The organism is Aminipila luticellarii (assembly GCF_004103735.1).
GTDB classification, from domain to species: domain Bacteria; phylum Bacillota; class Clostridia; order Peptostreptococcales; family Anaerovoracaceae; genus Aminipila; species Aminipila luticellarii.
Window position 1 is genome coordinate 2,123,620 of the sequence record NZ_CP035281.1, and the last position, 21,461, is coordinate 2,145,080.

At 44.0% G+C, this 21,461-nt stretch carries 17 protein-coding genes and 1 other RNA gene; 2 read left to right on the top strand and 16 right to left on the bottom strand.

Annotated features, from left to right (window positions below):
- Nucleotides 1-475: 475 nt before the first annotated feature.
- Nucleotides 476-742 carry a pro-sigmaK processing inhibitor BofA family protein gene (locus EQM06_RS09890; RefSeq protein ID WP_128746282.1) on the bottom strand — a complete coding sequence of 89 codons (267 nt, stop codon included), beginning with the start codon at nt 740-742 and terminating at the stop codon, nt 476-478.
- Nucleotides 743-836: 94 nt separating this feature from the next.
- Here EQM06_RS09890 and EQM06_RS09895 point away from each other — a divergent pair, with 94 nt between their 5' ends.
- A complete protein-coding gene (locus EQM06_RS09895; protein WP_205666547.1) occupies nt 837-1,097 on the top strand; it encodes a DUF2508 family protein in 261 nt (86 codons plus the stop codon).
- Here the strand turns inward: EQM06_RS09895 and recR are convergent, their stop codons facing one another.
- The 8 genes from recR to EQM06_RS09935 all read right to left on the bottom strand — a co-directional run bounded on the left by recR (nt 1,098) and on the right by EQM06_RS09935 (nt 10,151).
- On the bottom strand, nt 1,098-1,700 hold the full coding sequence (recR, locus tag EQM06_RS09900) for a recombination mediator RecR (protein WP_128746284.1): 603 nt from the start codon (nt 1,698-1,700) through the stop codon (nt 1,098-1,100). It lies immediately after the preceding gene.
- A gap of 22 nt (nt 1,701-1,722) precedes the next feature.
- Nucleotides 1,723-2,085 (bottom strand): YbaB/EbfC family nucleoid-associated protein, encoded by a 363-nt coding sequence (locus tag EQM06_RS09905; RefSeq protein ID WP_128746285.1) that lies wholly within the window; start codon nt 2,083-2,085, stop codon nt 1,723-1,725.
- Nucleotides 2,086-2,103: 18 nt separating this feature from the next.
- A complete protein-coding gene (dnaX, locus tag EQM06_RS09910; RefSeq protein WP_128746286.1) occupies nt 2,104-3,714 on the bottom strand; it encodes a DNA polymerase III subunit gamma/tau in 1,611 nt (536 codons plus the stop codon).
- Nucleotides 3,715-3,764: 50 nt separating this feature from the next.
- An RNA gene (gene ffs, locus EQM06_RS09915) (signal recognition particle sRNA large type) lies at nt 3,765-3,974 on the bottom strand.
- Between the two features lie 79 nt (nt 3,975-4,053).
- On the bottom strand, nt 4,054-4,737 hold the full coding sequence (locus EQM06_RS09920; RefSeq protein ID WP_128746287.1) for a hypothetical protein: 684 nt from the start codon (nt 4,735-4,737) through the stop codon (nt 4,054-4,056).
- A 44-nt stretch (nt 4,738-4,781) separates the two neighbouring features.
- The gene (locus EQM06_RS09925; protein ID WP_128746288.1) at nt 4,782-5,786 is read right to left on the bottom strand and encodes an AIR synthase family protein; all 1,005 of its coding nucleotides are present in this window, start codon (nt 5,784-5,786) and stop codon (nt 4,782-4,784) included.
- Nucleotides 5,779-7,815, bottom strand: a complete 2,037-nt coding sequence (gene ligA / locus EQM06_RS09930) for an NAD-dependent DNA ligase LigA (protein ID WP_330548325.1) — start codon at nt 7,813-7,815, stop codon at nt 5,779-5,781. Before ligA ends, EQM06_RS09925 begins: the two co-directional genes overlap by 8 nt.
- Before the next feature lie 17 nt (nt 7,816-7,832).
- Nucleotides 7,833-10,151 (bottom strand): ATP-dependent helicase, encoded by a 2,319-nt coding sequence (locus EQM06_RS09935; protein ID WP_128746289.1) that lies wholly within the window; start codon nt 10,149-10,151, stop codon nt 7,833-7,835.
- Nucleotides 10,152-10,494: 343 nt separating this feature from the next.
- On the opposite strand from EQM06_RS09935, the gene EQM06_RS09940 reads away from it, so the two are divergent.
- Nucleotides 10,495-11,358, top strand: a complete 864-nt coding sequence (locus EQM06_RS09940; RefSeq protein WP_128746290.1) for a YitT family protein — start codon at nt 10,495-10,497, stop codon at nt 11,356-11,358.
- A gap of 42 nt (nt 11,359-11,400) precedes the next feature.
- Here the strand turns inward: EQM06_RS09940 and EQM06_RS09945 are convergent, their stop codons facing one another.
- The 7 genes from EQM06_RS09945 to rpoC form a co-directional block, all read right to left on the bottom strand.
- Nucleotides 11,401-12,321: a pseudouridine-5'-phosphate glycosidase gene (locus EQM06_RS09945; RefSeq protein WP_128746291.1), complete on the bottom strand. Its 921-nt coding sequence runs from the start codon at nt 12,319-12,321 to the stop codon at nt 11,401-11,403.
- A 63-nt stretch (nt 12,322-12,384) separates the two neighbouring features.
- Nucleotides 12,385-12,954 carry a phosphodiesterase gene (yfcE, locus tag EQM06_RS09950; protein WP_128746292.1) on the bottom strand — a complete coding sequence of 190 codons (570 nt, stop codon included), beginning with the start codon at nt 12,952-12,954 and terminating at the stop codon, nt 12,385-12,387.
- Nucleotides 12,955-13,095: 141 nt separating this feature from the next.
- The gene (gene tuf / locus EQM06_RS09955; protein WP_128746293.1) at nt 13,096-14,289 is read right to left on the bottom strand and encodes an elongation factor Tu; all 1,194 of its coding nucleotides are present in this window, start codon (nt 14,287-14,289) and stop codon (nt 13,096-13,098) included.
- A 30-nt stretch (nt 14,290-14,319) separates the two neighbouring features.
- Nucleotides 14,320-16,383, bottom strand: a complete 2,064-nt coding sequence (gene fusA / locus EQM06_RS09960; protein ID WP_128746294.1) for an elongation factor G — start codon at nt 16,381-16,383, stop codon at nt 14,320-14,322.
- 46 nt (nt 16,384-16,429) lie between these two features.
- The gene (rpsG, locus tag EQM06_RS09965) at nt 16,430-16,900 is read right to left on the bottom strand and encodes a 30S ribosomal protein S7 (protein WP_128746295.1); all 471 of its coding nucleotides are present in this window, start codon (nt 16,898-16,900) and stop codon (nt 16,430-16,432) included.
- 301 nt (nt 16,901-17,201) lie between these two features.
- Entirely contained in the window at nt 17,202-17,624 is a 423-nt protein-coding gene (gene rpsL / locus EQM06_RS09970; protein ID WP_128746296.1) for a 30S ribosomal protein S12, read from the bottom strand.
- Nucleotides 17,625-17,801: 177 nt separating this feature from the next.
- Nucleotides 17,802-21,458 carry a DNA-directed RNA polymerase subunit beta' gene (rpoC, locus tag EQM06_RS09975; RefSeq protein WP_128746297.1) on the bottom strand — a complete coding sequence of 1,219 codons (3,657 nt, stop codon included), beginning with the start codon at nt 21,456-21,458 and terminating at the stop codon, nt 17,802-17,804.
- Between the last annotated feature and the right edge of the window lie 3 nt (nt 21,459-21,461).

Sequence of the window (21,461 nt, forward strand, 5' to 3'; positions counted from 1 at the left end):
TAAGTCTGATCTGCGACTTATTAAACCTTTTATGTAATCCATTATTTAAATTCATCTATGCCAGCAAAATAGTTATTATTTTTGTATCTATTTTTAAACATATCATTTTTGCTAATGTATTTACTTTATCCTATATCGGCGTAAATGTCAACATGTACAAAAAATAATACAATATACAAGAAACATTTATAAACTACTTATTTTCAAGCATTTATTACTTTTACCTTGTTCTTTTCTTGTCGAACTCAGCGTACTTATTTGTGAATATCAACAAAATCAATAGAATTGATAGTGAACATTCACAAACAATTGTCTTCCACATCAGACGGCTGCTTCTAAAAACCTTTCCATAAAAAAATATCCCATTTCAATTTATTTTTTGAATGGGATATAGCAAACTAATCATACCATAGTTTTTTCCTATGGATAATCTTCAAGAAAACTTATGCTCTGCCTGTGACCGCGGTTTCTGATCTTACCCGCTTATCAGATAAAGGAGAACGATACCCGGAACGCCTAACGTACCAATTCCAAAGCCCGTACAGATATTGACCGGCAAATGGATTCCAAATCCGGTTCCGATTAGATTGATGACAATCAATACGATGCCGCCGCAAAAGCTATTTATGACTATTTTTAATAAAAATCTGCCCGAAAATGCAAAAAATCTCGCTAAAAGAAATATAATCAGCAGCCCTGCTGCATAAGCTAGAAATATAATCACTTCCATTCCTGTGTCCATATTTTTCTCACATCCTTTGTAATGTTTTGTATAGAATATGTCAGACAGGAACAAAATAGAATTAATTAATAAATCAGAGAAAGGAAAAATACATATGATTCAATTCAGCGGACTGGTTGATAATGCCGGAAAATTTTATAAGAAGCTTACGGGCGTACCGGAGCCGCCTGACGAAAATCAGCGGATTATCTCAAATCTAAAAGAAGTACACAATAAGATTGCCTGTTCAGAATCCATGTTCAATGAACTGACGGACAACGATCTGATAGACTATGCCACTTATGATATTCTGGCCGAAAAAGCCCGGTATGCCTACCTGATCAAACAGGCAAAAAAAAGAAACCTGCACTTTTAATTACAAGTTTCTGCGTCCCTCCATAGCTTTGGAAAGCGTTACCTCATCCGTATATTCTAAATCTCCGCCTACAGGGATGCCGTGTGCAATTCGAGACACGGTTATACCGGACGGCTTAATTAATCTGGCAATATACATAGCGGTAGCCTCCCCCTCAATATTGGGGTTTGTTGCCAAAATAATTTCATGTACATCGTCGTTCTCTTGAAGCCGCTTAATGAGAGATTTCAGGTTAATATCCTCCGGACCGATGCCCTCCAGCGGAGAAATGGCTCCGTTCAGCACATGGTAAAGTCCTTTGAATTCTCTGATTCTTTCCATAGCGGCTACTTCCTTAGGACTTTCTACCACACAGATAACGCTTTGATCCCTGCCCGGGTCGGAACAAATGGCGCAGGGATCCGTATCTGTCAGGTTCCCGCAGACAGAACAATATTTCATGTTCGTCTTTGCGTCAATAATGGCCTGAGCAATGGCAAGAGCCTCTTTGTCCTCCATAGCAAGAATATTGAAGGCAAGTCTTTGAGCGGTCTTATTCCCTATCCCTTGCAGCTTAGAGAGCTCATTAATCAGCTTATTTAACGGTTTTGCATAATATTTCATGTATTTGGCATCCAATCTTTTATTACATTAGTCCAGGAATATTCAATCCCCCGGTGATTTTTCCCATTTCATTCTGAGAGATTTCTTCCATCTGTCTCAAGGCCTCGTTTACCGCAACCATAATTAAATCCTGAAGCATCTCCACGTCATCCGGGTCCACGACCTCCGGCTTTAACGCAATATTGGTAACCTGCTTTGCACCGCTGACAGTAACTGTAACAGCCCCGCCGCCTGCTGTGGCTGTCGCTTCCATTTTTTCGATTTCTTCCTGCGTTTCTTCCATTTTTCTCTGCATAGCCTGCATCTGCTGAAGCTGTTTCTGCATATTACCGCCCATGCCGCCGCCTGTACTAGGCTTTTTCCCGGCTCTCATACCTTTTCCCATTTGTTTTCCTCCTATAAACTATACTAATTCAATGTGAATGCCCAAGGCATTCTCCGCATTTTTCTTTATACTTTCTATATCCATTCCATCCGGCTTTCCGCTGGTCTCTCCCTTTATCTTGCAGGTCAATTCTCTGCGAACGCCCGTATGTTCTGCCATAATGTCCTCCAGTACTTTCTTTTTCTTCTCTACATAGCTTGCAATCGTAGAACTGGACGCCATTACCACAAAATGTTTTGAATGAATCTCTATAAGATCCGTTCCTGTTCGGATCAGATTAAAGCTCGCACTGGAAGCTTCCCCTTCCTCAAAAATAGAGTGCCATAGGGCATCCTTATCCACCTCTGCAGAAGTATCCATACCTGCCGCAGCTGCATTTTCTTCTGCGGTTTCAGCTTGAGAAGGCCCGCCGGTTTCACCGGCAACATTCAGCCCCAGTCTGGCGGACGCCGCAGGCGCTACGCTTTTGCCCACACTTGCCCCTGCGGTTCTCAATACTTGGGGTGGTGCCTCCTGCTGAGCCGGCTGCGTATAGACTGTTTTTTGCAGCATTCCCGTAGCCATTTTGACAATACATAGCTCCAACAGGACTCTGGGCTGAGTAGACCACTTTGCGTCTGCCATGGTTTTGGAAAGCTCGATGATGCCATTATTGATTTCCATCACATCCAGCCTCTGGCTCTGGCCGCAGATTCTGTCCAAATTTTCACAGGACATGTTCAGCATATCCTCTGCATGGTTCACAAATTTGGTGATCAACAGATTTCTATAGTGTGTCACCCAGTCTTTCATAAACTGCCGGACATCTTTTCCGTCTGCCAATACCCGATCCAGCAGCAGTAAGGCTTCTGCCACATTATGCCGTATCACAGCATCTGTGATTTCCAAAAACACTTCTTCTCCGGCAGTCCCCAGTATCTCCAAGACATCTTCTCTTGAAATGTCTTTAGAGCCTGCAGACAAGCACTGATCCAGTATACTCAATCCATCCCGGACCGAACCGTCTGCATTAGCCGCCACAAGAGCCAGTGCCCCGTCATCAATATGGATGCCCATGGTCTTGCAGATGTTTTTCATTCCGGATTTTAAGACGGTCTCCGGCACCCGCCTGAAATCTAATCTCAGACATCTTGAGAGAATAGTAGCCGGAAGCTTCTGGGGTTCTGTGGTAGCCAATATGAACATGACATTTTCCGGCGGTTCTTCTAACGTTTTCAGCAGAGCATTAAAAGCTCCCGACGACAGCATATGCACTTCATCGATAATATAAACTTTTTTCCTTCCGATGGCCGGAGGATATTTTACGCTTTCCTTTAATTCACGGATGTTGTCCACACCGTTGTTAGAAGCGGCGTCAATTTCAATAACATCCATAAAGGTGCCTTCTTTTATGGCCTTACAGTTATCACAGACCCCGCAAGGCCGAATATTTTCTGATGTACAGTTCACACCCTTTGCCAGGAGTCTTGCCGTAGTGGTTTTACCCGTTCCTCTGGTTCCGCAGAACAGATACGCATGGCCTGTGGCATCATTAGCGATCTGATTTTTTAAAATTTTTACAATGTGTTCTTGTCCTAAGACTGTATCGAAGGTTTCAGGGCGATACGCTCTATATAATGCGGTATACATACTTTCATTTCCCCTCTTCCGTCATATCGCAAACGATATTTCCTAATTTCCTATATAATAAAAAGAAAAATGCCCTTTAAAAGCTCCGCCGACTTTGGAGAAGGCTTGTCTGCGGCACATAAGAGCTTCCACTTATTGCTGCTTCCTTCCGGACCTGACAAGGTTCACAGAGTCTTATTGCGCAGGACCCTAACCTGATCAGACGGAGCTTTTAAAAGGCAATTCATACTTATATAGTATACAAGCTTTGTTTTGTAAAGTCAACGGAAAATTATGAGCCAAGAGCGGGCTGCTCTTGGCTCAGTTTGTTCTCCTATTAAGTCAGCGGCATTGCCGTCACTATACAAAAAGATTGAAATAATTCCCCGAAGAAGCAGTATTTGAACTGGCTCCCAAGGTAATCAGATTTTCCTTCAACTTTTCCTGTACATTTTTTTCAATGTCCGAACTTAAATTCGTTACTTTATCTGCAAAAGAATCTTCTCCGTTAAACACCTTTTTCAGATCTTCTAAAGAAGCTTCTTTCATTTCATTTTTATTCATCGTCAGACTTCCGTCCGTAAGTACGGTTATTCCCACACTTTTCAGAGCGTCCTGGTTATCCTGCGCATACTGCTTTAATTGGGACGCAAACTTTTTGTTTTCCGAACCGCCCAGCTTGGAGATACTGGAAAGCATATTGTTATAATGATTCACAAAGTCGGTTGCTTCACTGACCACTGTTTTTGTACTCCCAAGCTTTTCTGCACCGGCAAATAAGGAGCTGTCTCCTGTGGCTGTCAGCCGTTCTCCGCTTTTCTGAATGCCCTGAGTGCTGCTCTGCGCGATTTTACTGTAGGTTTTAAGCTGAACCGTCAATGCGGCATTGCTCGTACCGGAAGAAGATGCCGTTTGGGATGAGGTTACCGCCGTGTTCTTATTGCTGTATCTGGTTACAGAAGAACTTTTCAGTCGACTGACTATGCCCCGTCCTCCCGAAAAACTCTTTATGTTTCGATAGTTTGTTCCTGATGTATAACTCATGTCATTTCCCCCCTCATTTTATCTGCTATTATAATATATCGACATTACCTGCCTACAACTTTATATAATTCGTCGCTTTCGGGCGGAAATATTTCGCACAATTTTTCATTTTCACCATCACGGCATAAGATTCCGCAAGCTTTTTCCTTAATCCGGCCAATACAGCTTATAGAAATCCCGACTTCCTGCACAGCCTCTTCCAGTTGATTTTTATGGGACGGCGGCACAATAATCAGCATACATCCGCTGGAAATCAACCTCAAATAATTTATTCCAAAATGACTGCAAATTTTTTTCGTGACTTTCTTCACCGGAATTTTATCCGCCCAAAGCTCACATCCGGTTCCCGAAATCTGGCACATCTCCCAAACTGCTCCAAGGACGCCTCCTTCTGTAATGTCGTGCATGCCTGAGGTCCCTACTTTCCCAGCTATTACCCCCTCTTTTACCACGCTTACTTTATTTAAAAGGCTTTTTGCTTCCTCTATTTCTGCTTCCGTGCAAAATTCCTTCAGCTGCTCCCCGAAATCAGAAGCAATAATGCCCGTCCCTTCCATTCCGGCCGATTTCGTCATCATAATGAAATCCCCGGGCTTCATCTCCTTTGCCTGCTGAGACTTTCCCTTTTCAGCCTTTCCGATAGCTGTGGACACGATGACCGGCGTGTTGACGGCGGAGGTGATTTCTGTGTGACCGCCTATGATTTCTACTCCCAGCTCTTCTGCGGTCTGCCCAGCCTGCTCCATCATCAGGCTGATGTCCTCCTCTGTTGTGCCTACCGGCAGCATTACCGCCAGCAGGATTCCTAAAGGCTGGATGCCGTTGGACGCAATGTCGTTGCAAGTAATGTGTATGGCAAGCCGGCCTATTTCGTTGACGGCTGCCGTAATGGGATCCGTAGACAGCACACATTCGTACTCCCCAAAATCGACTACAGCGCAATCTTCTCCGATTCCCGGCCGTGTCAGAACCTCCGGACTTTTATAGGTTATCTTTTCAAACACTATTTTTTTAAGCAGATCACTGTCCAATTTTCCGACTTTAAGCATTTCCTTTCACCTCGTATTTTTCCATAAATTCTTCTTCGGTTATTATTTCAATTCCCAGCTCTTTCGCCTTTTTATTTTTAGACGAACCGGACAAAGCATCATTATTGATCAAATAACTTGTTTTGGAAGTAACCGATCCGGTCACTTTTCCGCCCTTGCTTTCAATCCACGCTTTCAATGCATCCCGATTCTCAAAATGGTTCAAGGTCCCCGTAATGACAAAAACCATACCGCTCAAAACTTGTTCTTCCTCCGCATGGAGAGGGACGTCCTCAAAAGTAATTTCCTTCAATATATCTTGAATGATTTTCTGTTTCTTCTCATCTGCAAAGAACTTGACATAAGCCTCCGCCATAATACCGCCGATTCCATCCATCTCCATCAGTTCTTCTATGGACAGCTTCTGAAGTCTTTCCCAGTCATGCCCGCAGCACCGACAGATATTCTTCGCATTTGCCACGCCGATGTTTGGAATTCCCAAGCTGTAAAGAAGCCGTACAGGCGTTGTCACACTGGCCTTTTTAACAGAAGAGACTAGGTTGTTAAAAGATTTTTCACCAAAGCCTTCCATCTCAACAATTTCAGATTTGAATTGCTCCACATGAAATACATCGGCCAGTTCCTTGATCAATCCTTTTGCAATTAGTTTCTCAATAGTCGCCTCTGAAAGACCCTCTATATTCATCGCGTCACGGCTGACAAAGTGCGTGAACGATTTAATCTGTTTCGCCAGACATTCTGCATTCGTGCAAAAAAGAACCTCTACTCCATTGTCGTTCTTTACGGAGGTAGGCTCTCCGCACACAGGGCATGTTTCCGGAAGGTCGTCAATGCCGCTTCGAGTCAGGTTTTCCGCAATCTGCGGAATGATCATATTGGCTTTATAAACCTCTATGGTATCCCCTTTCCCAAGCTCCAGCTGGCGCATGATACTGATATTGTGCACACTGGCACGACTGACGGTGGTTCCCTCCAGCTCCACCGGATCAAAGATCGCTACCGGATTGATGAGACCGGTTCTGGAAGCACTCCATTCAATCTTCTGCAAGGTGGTCTCTTTCAGTTCGTCACGCCATTTAAATGCCAGCGAATTTCTTGGAAATTTTGCTGTATTTCCAAGGCTTTCGCCATATTGTATATCGTCTATTAACAATACTAATCCATCCGATGGGAAATCGTTGTTTCCAATATGCGACGCAAACCATTCCACATCCTGATGGATCGTCTCTGCCGTAGTCAGCCTGTGCTGTACCACATCAAACCCTTGAAGCTTCAACCAGTCGAACTGCTCTTTTCTGGAATTTGTCCATGGAGCTTTCTCAGACAGCTTGTCTGAAATGGGATTTCCCGGAGCATCCTCTGCCTGAACCAATGAGAAAGCAAAAAACTGTACATTCCTTTCCCTTGTAATCTGGTTATTTAATTGTCTGACACTGCCGCTGCATAGATTTCTGGGGTTTTTATATTTCGCGCCCGCGTCACTGATCTGTGCATTGATTTTTTCAAACTCCGAATAGGAGATGATCGCTTCCCCTCGGAGAACCAGCTTTCCTTTAAACGGTATGCTGACGGGTATATTGGCAAACACTTTGGCATTGTTTGTTATGACCTCTCCGATTTCTCCGTTTCCTCTGGTAACGGCTTTTGCCATTTTCCCGGCTTCATAGGTGAGCACGATAGTCAGCCCATCCAGCTTCCACGAAAGCACGCCCGTCTTATCACCCAAAAAAGTGCCTAAGGTATCCACCTCTTTCGTCTTGTCGAGAGACAGCATTCTGGAAGCATGGGCTTCCTTGGGCAGATCACTCAATACCTCATACCCTACATTCACCGTAGGACTGCTCGCTAAGGTCACGCCAGTCTCGGCTTCCAGTGCCTCCAGCTCATCATACAGCCTGTCATACTCTATATTCGGCATGATTTCCCGGCTCTCCTGATAGTAAGCCTTCGCCGCCTTATTTAGGCGTGCAATTTTTTCTTTCATCTCCTCTACTTTTGAATCCATACTGCTTTCAACCGGACTTTCCATCTTCTTTCCCCTTATATCTATATTTTTTTAATCGGTGCAATGTCCTTGGCAAGCTTTTTAAGGCCCGCAGAATCGAACATGACACTAATAGTCTTTCCATCTGCGGAAATAACCATACCCTCTCCGAATTTTGCATGGTTTACACGATCCCCCGGCTGGAAGTCCTGGTTTTTATCGGCCGCACTCTGCTTTGAATCTCGTTTAGCGGCTGCCAGCGGATCAAAGGGCATAGCGGGATTGGTTTTGGCGAACCCGTCGTTTCCTCCGGCTGACATGGAGCCTCCCCAACTGCTGCCTATTCTGGAAGCCGGTGCTTTTTGCGCTGCCGTACCGCCGAAACCGGATCCGCCGCCCCAGCTGTTGCCGAAGCTGCTTCCGGCACCGCCTCCAAAGCCAGACGGTTTCTTCTCATACACTCCGTCTCCCGCCAGAAGCTTTTTATCAATTTCTCTCATAAACTGAGATTCTCTGGTATATTCTGTCTTACCATATAATGTACGCATCTGCGCACTGGTCATGAACAAACGCTCCTTTGCTCTGGTCATGCCTACATAGCAAAGCCTTCTCTCCTCTTCAAGCCCGGTGGGCTTTTCCAAAGCTCTCCACCCCGGGAACAGACCATCCTCCATGCCGGGCAGAAATACAACAGGAAATTCCAATCCCTTAGCACTGTGCATAGTCATCAGAACCACTGCATTTTCATTTTCATCGTGATTATCTACCTCCGCGACCAGCGCAATCTTTTCCATAAAGTCCGACAGAGATAATTGCGGATCTTCTTTTTCATAGTCATAGATAACGGATTTGAATTCCATAATATTTTCGATTCGCCCTTCCGCTTCTACGGTTTTTGCATCTTCCAGTGCCTTTAAATAGCCGGTGTTCACAAGAAGGCCGTCATAGATATCCGATACCCTCAAGTTATCCTTTTCTTCACTGTATTTCAGAATTGTATCCACCATCCTGCGCACGCTGTCCACAGCCTTTGAGGGCAGTCCCATAACCACTTCCTCATCCTTAAGAGTCTCAAACAGGTTTTCTCCGCGTACTTCCGCCAGTGTTCTCAGCTTTTCTACGGTTTTTTCTCCGATTCCCCTCTTCGGTTCATTGATGATGCGCACAAAGGATACGTCATCCGAAGGGTTCTGCACCAGTCGCATATAGGACATGATGTCCTTGATTTCTTTTCGGTCATAATACCGAAGCCCGCCTAGAACTCTGTAGGGAATTTCCCGGGAAGACAGAGCCTCTTCAAAGTTTCGGGACTGAGCGTTGGTTCTGTATAAAATAGCAAAGTCCTTATACTGCCTCTCTCCTGTTTTAAGCCGGTCGATCTCCTGAGCGATATATCTGGCCTCATCCTTCTCATCATCTGCCCTGTAATAAGTCACTTTTTCTCCCGGTTCCTTATCCGTCCACAGCTTCTTATGCTTTCTTTGCATATTTCGTTCCACTACACTGTGAGCCGCAGCCAGTATATTTCCATAGGAGCGGTAATTCTGCTCCAGCTTGATGACCTTGGTATTCTTAAAATCCTTCTCAAAGTCCAAAATATTGGTAATGTCTGCTCCGCGCCATTGATAGATGCACTGGTCATCGTCTCCGACCACACAAATATTATTGTGTGCTTCTGCCAGAAGCTTAATGAAGCGATACTGCATATAGTTTGTATCCTGATATTCATCCACCATAATGTATTTGAACCGATTCTGATAATGGGCTAAGACCTCTTCATTTTCTTCAAACAATCGGACGGTATTCACAATGAGATCATCAAAATCCATGGCATTATTTTTCTTTAAGGTCTTGCAGTATTCACTGTAAAGCTGTGCCAGAATCTTTCCCTTAAAGTCCCCTTCATTGAGTCTCATAAATTCCTGCGGAGTCACCGCCTTTTCCTTATTATCACTGATAACGCTCAAGACATAAGCCGGCGTGTATTTTTTATCATCGATGTTGGCCGCTTTGATGCAGCTCTTAATGACCGTTTTTTGATCTGTCGGATCATATACGACAAAACCGTTCATATATCCTAAAAGCTCCGCATGTCTGCGCAGAATCCGAAGGCAGGCGGAATGGAAGGTCAATATCCACATGTTCAGACCTTCTCCAATCAGGCTTTCCACCCGATCCCGCATTTCCTTCGCTGCTTTGTTGGTAAAGGTTACGGCAAATATGCTGTACGGAGATACACCTTCCTCCTTGATCAAATAGGCAATTCTTCGCGTCATGGTGCTGGTCTTCCCGCTGCCCGCACCGGCGAGTATCAATAAAGGGCCGTCTTTATGTAAGGCAGCTTCACGCTGCTTATCGTTCAATCCTTTTAAATAATCCATCTCTTCTCCTGTAAAAAAGTGGCTGTACCACTACTTCTGCTTGAATAAAAAAAGCCTCTGTGAGGCGATGAGCTCCCATTCAGTTGTATTTTCATGGCAGCTTTTTATAATATCCTATGAGTTATATTATATCACAATTTACCTTTCCTTTTCCAGACCCATCTGAAAAACGTTAAAAATCCTCTTCCATATTCACCATTTCAGGTATTGTTTTAAATAAGGTAAATTTTTCTAAAAAAAGGTAATATTATGTATAATTTTGTGGTATGATAAGAACTGGTGCTTTCTGCGCCGGATCAGAATAGATCGGAAGTCATTTATACTGTAAGGAGATTTGTTTAGAATGAAAAAATATCAACAGCTTATTTCAACTTCTTTAATTATTGTAGGTGCAAACCTTATTCTGGCTTTTTCAGTGGCTTGCTTTATCCGTCCCCACGGAATCATCATGGGCGGAGCAACAGGTTTATCCCTTACTCTGGAACATTATCTGGGACTCAACCTTTCCGTTGCTTTGACCTGTTTAAACATAGCCCTGTTCTTTTTAGGATTCTTTTTTCTGGGTAAAAAATTTGCACTGACCACCATACTGAGTACCTTTCTTTACCCGCTATTTATCAGTATCTTTTTATCGTTTAAAGCCCTGTCCGCCCTTACGGACGATATATTACTTTCTACCATCCTGGGCGGAATCCTTTTAGGTGTCGGAATGGGATTGATCCTGAGAATGGGCGCCTCAACAGGGGGCATGGACATCCCTCCGCTTATTTTAAATAAGAAATTTCATATCCCGGTCGCTCTGTCTTTATATACCTTTGATACCTGTATCCTGCTGACCCAGACGGGCTTTTCCAGCACAGAGCAGATTCTATATGGAATCCTGTTCACGATTCTCACCAGCTTTATTGTCAATAAGGTGATCCTCTCCGGCACACAGCGCTCTCAATTATTTATTATTTCAAAGGAATACAGCAAAATCCGAGATACCCTTCTTTACGATTTAAATTTAGGCGTTTCCTTGATTTCTATGGAAACCGCCATGACACAGACTCCCCAAATGGCCGTCTTATGTGTTACCACCAGCAGAAAAGTATATAGTGTGAACGCCATCGTTCAAAAAATTGATCCCTACGCATTCATTACCATCAGCAGTATTAATGAAGTAAAAGGGCGGGGATTCAGCCTTGACCGAGAACATGTCCATTAAGTCAAAAGGAACCGCATAAGAATACGGTTCCTTTTTCTTGGATTATTTACACATTTCACATGCGATCTGTGCCGCAAGCTTTGCGTTGTTAAATACCAGCTGTATGTTGGCGTCGAGGCTTTCCCCGCCCGTAATGTCCTTGATCTTAGCCAGTAAGAATGGGGTGGTTTCTTTTCCTTTTATGCCCTTTTCCTTTGCCTCTTCCACGGCTTCTTCTATGCACTTGTTAATATAAGCAGAATCCATGGCGTATTCCTCCGGAATAGGATTGGTTACCAGCATTCCACCCTTCAAATCAAGCTCCAGCTTTGCCACCCAGGCATCTGCGATCTCCTTTGGTGTATCCATACGGTAATCCACCTTGAACGCACTGTCTCTGGTATAAAATGCCGGAAGCATTTTCGTCTGATAGCCGATAACAGGCACGCCCTTTGTCTCCAGATACTCAAGGGTAAGGCCTAAATCCAAAATAGACTTGGCACCTGCGCATACGACCATGACCGGAGTCATACCCAATTCTTCAAGGTCGGCTGAAATATCCATGGTAACCTCAGCCCCCCGGTGAACGCCTCCGATTCCTCCTGTGGCAAACACCTTCACTCCTGCCATAGCAGCCAAAATCATAGTCGTTGCAACTGTAGTCGCACCATCCTCCTTAGCGGCTACCAGAACCGGAACATCTCTTCTGCTGGCCTTGATTACGTCCAGACCCTTCTTGCCCAGATAATCTATTTCTTCGGGAGAAATTCCTACTTTGAGTCTGCCCTTTATAATGGCGATGGTAGCCGGAACTGCACCGTGGTCACGGATAATCTTTTCTACTTGAAGTGCTGTTTCCACATTCTGCGGATACGGCATTCCATGAGAAATGATGGTCGATTCCAGAGCCACAACAGGCTTACCTGCTTCCAGTGCCTTTTCTACTTCCCGCGCAACGTCCAGATATTTATTTAAGTTCTTCATTCTTTAATCCTCCATTTTCTGTTGTACATTCTGCCCATTATACCAAAGGCGTGAAACCGAATGTTAACAGCAGCATTTTATATTATATTCCATGTAAGCATTTCCCTTAAAATCCTTCCATGTAAAGGTATTGTTTTCCACTATAATGTAGCTCTCAGGGCTATTCTCCTTGGGTATGGAAACAGAACCCGGATTCATGTAGATATAATCAATCCGTCCCGCTTCCCCATATCCCACACATTTCGGTACATGGGTATGCCCATTTAAAAGAATGTCCCCCTTATGGAGCGGCGGCAGATTTTCAGGATTAAATTGGTGCCCGTGGGTGGCGAACATCATCCGGGAACCCACATATAAAATGCAGTAATCCGCCAATACCGGAAAATTCAGAACCATCTGATCTACTTCTGCCTCACAGTTTCCCCTGACACATAAAATATCCTTGCTCATTTTATTAAGCATTTTAATCACCTTTTTAGGCTCATAGTCTCTGGGTAAATCATTTCGGGGGCCATGATAAAGAAGATCTCCAAGAAGTAACAGCTTCTCTGCATTTTCTTCCTTATAAGCTTCTATCATCTTCTCACAATAATAAGATGAGCCATGTATGTCTGATGCGATCATTATTTTCATACAAATCCTCCTTGCACGCTGCAACAAATCAATACCACAGATTTTATTTTACCATAAATGTTTTTAAAATGCACCTACTCGATTTAAAAAGGCGGTTTCGCATGAAACCGCCTTTTTATCATTCGTTTTTCAACTGTTTAATTATTCGATAATAGAAGCAACTACGCCAGAACCTACTGTTCTTCCGCCTTCTCTGATGGCAAATCGTAAGCCTTCTTCGATTGCGATCGGTGTGATCAATGTGATCGTCATCTGGATGTTATCTCCCGGCATACACATCTCTGTTCCTTCCGGTAACTGCAGATCTCCTGTTACGTCTGTTGTTCTGAAATAGAACTGTGGTCTGTATCCGTTAAAGAATGGCGTATGTCTTCCGCCTTCTTCCTTCTTTAATACGTATACCTGTGACGTGAACTTTGTATGCGGATGAATCGTTCCCGGTGCACACAGTACCTGTCCTCTTTCGATTTCATTTCTCTGTACGCCTCTTAACAATGCTCCGATGTTATCTCCGGTCTCTGCCTGATCTAACAGCTTTCTGAACATTTCGATTCCCGTTACCACTACTTTTCTTCTCTCTTCGGTCATTCCGATGATTTCTACTTCATCTCCTACCTTTAACGTTCCTCTTTCTACTCTTCCTGTTGCTACTGTTCCTCGGCCTGTGATGGAGAATACGTCCTCTACCGGCATGATGAACGGCTTGCTGTTATCTCTTTCCGGTTCTGGGATATACGTATCTACTGCTTCGAACAGTTCGATGATCTTATCTCCCCATGGACCTGCCGGATCTTCTAAGGCTCCTAATGCGGATCCTCTGATGATCGGTGTGTCATCTCCCGGAAATTCATATTCGTCAAGAAGTTCTCTTACTTCCATTTCTACTAAGTCTAATAATTCTTCGTCATCTACCATGTCGCATTTGTTTAAGAATACGATGATATATGGTACGCCTACCTGTCTGGATAACAGGATGTGTTCTCTTGTCTGCGGCATTGGTCCGTCTGTTGCTGCTACTACCAGAATCGCTCCGTCCATCTGAGCTGCTCCTGTGATCATGTTCTTTACATAGTCAGCATGGCCCGGACAGTCTACGTGCGCGTAGTGTCTGTTCGGTGTCTCATATTCAACGTGCGCTGTTGAAATCGTGATTCCTCTTTCTCTTTCTTCCGGTGCCTTATCGATCATGTCAAAGTCGACCTTCTGACCTAATCCATATCTCTGGTTCAATGTCTTGGTTATTGCTGCTGTAAGTGTCGTCTTACCGTGGTCTACGTGACCGATTGTTCCGATATTTACGTGTGGCTTTGTTCTCTCAAATTTCTGCTTTGCCATTTTTATATTCTCCTTTATACAAATCTAAACTTATTTGTTAATCTTTTCAATTAAGCTGTCCGGCAATTTTTCGAAGTGGTCCATCTGCATAACATATACACCTCGACCCTGAGTTTTTGAACGAAGGTCTGTTGCATAACCAAACATTTCTGACAGAGGAACAAAACCTCTTACTGCAACTGCACCGGCGTTCATATCAGAACCTTCGATTCTGCCTCTTCTTGAACTGATATCACCGATTACATCTCCCATGTATTCCTCAGGAACAGTAACCTCAACCTTAAAGATTGGTTCAAGAAGTACTGGTTTAGCTTTTTTGCAAGCTTCTCTAAATGCCATGGAAGCTGCAATCTTAAATGCCATTTCAGAAGAGTCCACTTCATGGTATGAACCGTCATAAAGCTCAACACCAACGTCAACAACGTTGTATCCTGCAATAGGACCGGTCTGCATAGCTTCTTTAACACCTTCTTCAATCTTAGGGATGTATTCCTTCGGAATGGCACCACCGACGATTGCGTTCTTGAATTCGAAGCCTTCACCCGGTTCTCTCGGATAAATTCTGATCTTAACATGACCGTACTGACCACGACCACCAGACTGCTTCGCATACTTGTGATCCACATCAGCAAGCTGTGTAATAGTCTCTTTGTAGGAAACCTGAGGCTTACCAACGTTAGCTTCTACCTTAAATTCTCTCAAAAGTCTGTCTACAATGATTTCAAGATGAAGCTCACCCATACCGGCGATAATGGTCTGACCCGTTTCTGCATTTGTATAAGTCTTAAAGGTAGGATCTTCTTCAGCAAGCTTTGCTAAAGCGATACCCATCTTTTCCTGTCCTGCCTTTGTTTTAGGCTCAATGGCAATTTCGATAACAGGATCCGGGAATTCCATGGATTCCAGAATGATTTCGTGCTTTTCATCACAAATCGTATCTCCTGTTGTCGTATCCTTGAAGCCTACTGCTGCCGCAATATCTCCGGAGTAAACCTGATCGATTTCCTGTCGCTTATTTGCGTGCATCTGAAGAATTCTTCCGATTCTTTCCTTTTTGCCCTTTGTGGAGTTATATACATAAGATCCGGATGTGACCGTACCTGAATATACTCTGAAAAATGCAAGCTTGCCGACAAACGGGTCTGCCATGATCTTAAATGCTAACGCTGCAAATGGCGCATTGTCATCAGCCGGTCTTTCATCTTCTTCCTCCGTTCCAGGAATGGTTCCTTTAATAGGTGGAATATCAAGAGGTGACGGCATATAGTCCACAACGGCATCCAGCATCATCTGGACCCCCTTGTTTCGGTATGCGGAACCGCAAGTTACAGGAACCATCTCACCAGAAATCGTTGCTTTTCTGATGGTATCCTTGATTTCTTTCTTGGTCAGTTCTTCACCCTCTAAGAATTTCATAGTAAGATCTTCATCACATTCAGCAACAGCTTCGATCATCTTTTCTCTCCACTCCGTTGCTGTATCCATCATATTTTCCGGAATATCTGTAATATCGAATTCCTTACCTAAATCATCCTTATATATCTCTGCTTTCATTTCTACTAAGTCGATAATTCCAATGAAACTATCTTCAACACCGATAGGCAACTGAATAGGAACTGCGTTCGCCTTCAATCTATCTTTAACCATGCCGACAACTCTGTAGAAGTTTGCTCCTAAAATGTCCATCTTATTGACAAAGATCATTCTAGGAACTCCATACTTATCAGCCTGTCTCCAAACCGTTTCAGACTGTGGTTCTACCCCGCCCTTAGCGCAAAGTACTGTTACAGCTCCGTCGAGAACTCTTAGAGATCTCTCTACTTCAACTGTAAAGTCCACATGTCCCGGTGTGTCGATTATGTTAATTCTATGACCCTTCCATTGTGCTGTAGTAGCAGCAGAGGTTATTGTGATACCACGTTCCTGTTCCTGTTCCATCCAGTCCATTGTTGCCGCGCCTTCATGAGTTTCCCCAATCTTATGCGTTCTTCCTGTATAGAACAAAATTCTTTCTGTTGTAGTGGTCTTACCAGCGTCAATATGCGCCATAATACCAATATTTCTTGTATTTTCTAACGAAAAAGCTCTAGGCATAATAACCCTCCCTTCTGCTATTCTTTCTAAAATTTTTTATCGGGAATTACCATCTGTAATGTGCGAAAGCCTTATTAGCTTCTGCCATCTTATGTGTATCTTCCTTCTTCTTTACTGAACCGCCAGTATTGTTAGCTGCATCCATCAGTTCCTTCGCCAGTCTTTCACACATGGTCTTTTCGCCTCTGGCTCTTGTGTACTTTGTAAGCCATCTTAAGCCCAGCGTCTGACGTCTTTCGGCTCTGACTTCGACCGGAACCTGGTAGTTGGCACCGCCAACTCTTCTCGCTTTAACTTCTACAACTGGCATAATATTATTCATAGCCTTCTCGAATACTTCAATCGGTTCTTCGCCGGTCTGCTGCTTGATCATATCGAACGCTTTGTAAACGATTGTCTGAGCAACACCCTTCTTACCGTCTAACATAATGCTGTTGATCAATTTCGCAACAACTAAGTTTCCGTAAACCGGATCCGGAAGTACTTCTCTCTTTGGTGTATTACCTTTTCTTGGCACTTCTCTTCCCTCCTTGCTTGATAATTTTATGTTCTGCATTACCGCATCCTATAAAATTCTCCGCGCAGCTGATTTTTTGTTTTTTTATATGTCAGCTGCTAACTAATCTTCGCTTTTTACATCAAAATTTTCGCAAAAAGTTACTCTGTTCATACCCAAAAGCACAGGCATGACAGCTTTGCTTTGTCGGTACTCGACATTACATAAGGCTCAGCCTCTGAATGCCGTGGCGCACTTGATATATATTTAAAAATAATTACATACTATTAACATCTATATCATGGCCTCTATGATCCGATTCTTATTTTTTTGCAGCTTTTGGTCTCTTTGCACCGTACTTTGAACGAGCCTGTAATCTGTTGTTCACACCGGCAGTGTCAAGAGTTCCTCTAACGATATGATATCTTACACCCGGAAGGTCTTTTACTCTTCCGCCTCTGATCAGTACCACACTGTGTTCCTGAAGATTATGACCTATACCAGGAATGTAAGCTGTTACTTCGATACCATTTGTCAAACGTACTCTGGCAACCTTTCTAAGCGCTGAGTTAGGCTTTTTAGGTGTTACAGTCTTTACGGAAGTACAAACGCCTCTCTTCTGAGGAGCAGCAATATCTGTAGGAACTCTCTTAATGGAGTTTAAACCTTTTAACAATGCTGGTGAATTGGACTTCTTAACTGCAGATTTTCTGCCTTCACGTACTAATTGGTTAATAGTAGGCATTATTTTCTCCTTTCTTTAAACACTTTAAACTTGTGCACGAGGGTATTCTTTCCCAGATGCACAAGTTTATTCGTAGATTATATATCTGAATGCCCAAAATTTTACAAATTTCTTTATAAAATAAGGCTCAGAATCGATAAATATTTTATCACATTCAAAGATTTCATGTCAAGTGAATTATTCTATATCTTCCAGCTCAACGATATCTGCTCCGGAAAAATCTGTATCTACTACAGATTCCATATCGGCCAAATCTTCAAAATCCTCTTCCTCGTCTTCCTCATTGCTTGTAGAGAAAGACTCCATCAGCTCTGTATTCACGCCATAATCCAGTTCAATGTTCTTATAGCGCTTCATTCCTGTTCCTGCCGGAATCAGTTTACCAATGATAACATTTTCCTTAAGTCCCAGAAGACAGTCTTTCTTTCCCTTAATGGCCGCATCTGTAAGAACCCTTGTGGTTTCCTGGAAGGATGCCGCTGACAGGAAGGAATTCGTCGCAAGAGATGCCTTTGTGATACCGAGCAGCACTCGTTTTCCAACAGCAGGTTCTCCGCCGCTTGCAAGGGCAGCCGCATTTGCTTCGTCAATTTCATATATGCTGTACAGACCTCCCGGAAGCAGTGAAGTATCCCCTGCCTCCTCGATCTTGCACTTGGAAAGCATCTGACTTACGATTACTTCCACGTGCTTGTCATTGATGTCTACACCTTGTTGCTTATATACACGCTGTACTTCTTTCAGCAGGTATTGATATACACCTTCCACACCGTTTAATCTCAAAATATCGTGTGGATTCAAAGGACCCTTTGTAATAGATCCGCCGGCCAGAACATAGTCGCCTTCCCGCACATTTAATCGTGCGCCGTAAGGAACAACATAGGAGCGTTCTTCCTCTCCTCGGACTTTTACTTCTGTCTTATTGTCCTTTCTGGCCTCTATAGAGATAACCGTACCGTCCGCTTCGCAGATCTCGGCAAGACCTTTCGGCTTTCTGGCTTCGAAAAGTTCCTCAACCCTCGGAAGACCCTGTGTAATGTCGCTGCCGGCTACACCGCCCGTATGGAAGGTTCTCATAGTCAGCTGAGTACCCGGTTCACCGATGGACTGAGCCGCCGTGATACCGACTGCTTCGCCAATATTCACCGGTTCACCTGTTGCCAGGTTTCTTCCGTAGCACTTTGCACAAATACCGGAGGTACTGTGGCAGGTCATAACGGATCGGATTGCTACGGCTTCGATACCGCAGTTCTCAATATGCTCGGCAGCAGCTTCTGAGATCTCTTCATTCTGCTCCACAATTAAGGCCCCTGTATTCGGGTCGTATATATCTGTCAGTGAAGTTCTGCCTACAATACGCAATTTCAGGGCTTCTATGACTTCTTTTCCGTCTGTGAAGGCCCGTACTTCGATTCCTTCATCCGTACCGCAGTCTACCTCTCTGACGATCACATTGTGGGATACGTCAACCAGTCTTCGAGTCAGGTATCCGGAGTCGGCTGTTCGAAGAGCCGTATCGGCCAGACCTTTTCTGGCACCGTTCGTTGAAATAAAGTATTCCAATACGGAAAGTCCTTCACGGAAGTTTGCCTTAATAGGAATTTCTATAGTCTTACCGGAGGCATTAGCCATCAGTCCACGCATACCACCGACCTGTTTGATCTGATTCTTACTTCCTCGGGCACCGGAATTCGCCATGATAAACAAGTTGTTTAATGGTCCCAGGGAATTCATCAGGGCGTCGGCCACGTCATCTGTGGTCTTATTCCAAATGCTGATAACCTTTTCATATCTTTCTTGATTGGATACAAGACCCGCTCGATACGCCTTCTCATATTTATCGACCTGTGCTTCTGCTTTTGCAAGGATTTCCGCTTTTTCTTCCGGAATCTCCATGTCAGAGATACTGATCGTAACCGCACCCTTCGTGGAATAATGGAAGCCCATATCCTTGATCGCATCCAGCATCAGCGCTGTACCGGTATTTTCGTGTACTCGATAGCATCTGTCAATAATCTGACCCAGCTTTTTCTTATCGCACAGGAAGTCGATCTCAAGGGCATACTTGTCAATTTTTCTGTCCACAAATCCAAGATCCTGCGGAATATTGGAGTTGAAGATAAACCTTCCCACAGTAGATTCGACTATTTTACCTCTTTGATCCTCTTCGTCAAGATATCTTCTTACTTTAACCCTTGCATGAATTCCTACGATGCCGTTCTGGTATGCCATCATCATTTCGTCATAGTCTGTAAATACCTTTCCGTCTCCTTTTTCCGCCGCAGTACTTCTGTCTTCCAACCCAGGGTGAGTCAGATAATAGCTGCCCAGAATCATGTCCTGTGTAGGTATGGTAATCGGGGATCCGTCCTTTGGTGCAAGGATGTTGTTTACGGACAGCATCAGGAATCTGGCTTCCGCCTGAGCTTCCACAGACAGCGGAACGTGAACCGCCATCTGGTCGCCGTCAAAGTCCGCATTGAACGCTGTGCATACCAGAGGATGAAGCTTGATGGCCTTTCCTTCTACCAGTACAGGTTCAAAGGCCTGAATACCCAATCTGTGAAGGGTCGGAGCACGGTTCAGCATAACCGGATGCTCCTTAATAACGCTTTCCAAAACGTCCCAAACTTCCGGCTTTACCTTTTCAACCATTCGCTTCGCACTCTTTATGTTGTGGGCGTGTCCGTTTTGAACCAGCTTCTTCATGATGAACGGCTTAAACAGCTCAAGAGCCATTTTTTTAGGAAGTCCGCACTGATAGAATCTAAGCTCCGGTCCGACTACGATTACGGAACGTCCGGAATAGTCTACACGCTTGCCCAGAAGGTTCTGTCTGAATCGTCCCTGTTTTCCTTTTAGCATATCGGACAGAGATTTGAGCGGTCTGGAACCCGGACCGGTCACCGGTCTTCCTCTTCTGCCGTTATCGATCAGAGCATCCACTGCTTCCTGAAGCATTCTCTTTTCATTTCTTACGATGATGTCCGGAGCACCCAGTTCCAGCAATCTCTTCAAACGGTTATTTCTGTTTATTACTCTTCTGTATAAGTCATTCAAGTCCGAAGTGGCAAATCTGCCGCCATCCAACTGAACCATCGGTCTTAAATCAGGCGGAATGACCGGAATGACCTCTAAAATCATCCATTCAGGCTTATTGTGTGAAATTCTTAAAGCTTCTATCACTTCCAGCCTTCTGACAATCCTGATTTTTTTCTGCCCGGAGGCTTCTTTTAGTTTTTTTCTTAAATCCTCTGACAATACAGGCAAATCAATCTGAGTAAGAAGTTCTCGGATAGCTTCCGCACCCATACCCGCCTTAAAGTCATTTCCATGCTTTTCTCTGGCTTCTCTATACTGCTGCTCTGTCAGAATTTCTTTGTAGCCAAAGCTTGTGTTCCCCGGATCCGTTACGATATATGCTGCAAAGTAAAGCACCTTTTCAAGATTTCTGGGGGAAATATCCAGTACAAGTCCGATTCTGCTCGGAATCCCTTTGAAATACCAAATATGGGAGACCGGAGCCGCCAGGGCAATATGACCCATTCTCTCTCTTCTGACCTTTGCCTTCGTGACTTCTACTCCGCAGCGGTCGCATACAATACCCTTATATCGGATTCTTTTATACTTACCGCAATGGCATTCCCAGTCCTTGGTAGGTCCGAAGATTCGTTCACAGAACAGACCGTCCTTTTCAGGCTTCAATGTTCTGTAATTGATTGTTTCGGGCTTCTTTACCTCACCGTGTGACCAGCTGAGGATCTTTTCCGTAGAAGCCAAATTAATCTGTAATGCTTCAAAATTGTTTAATTCATAGTTGTTATTATCGCTCAAGGA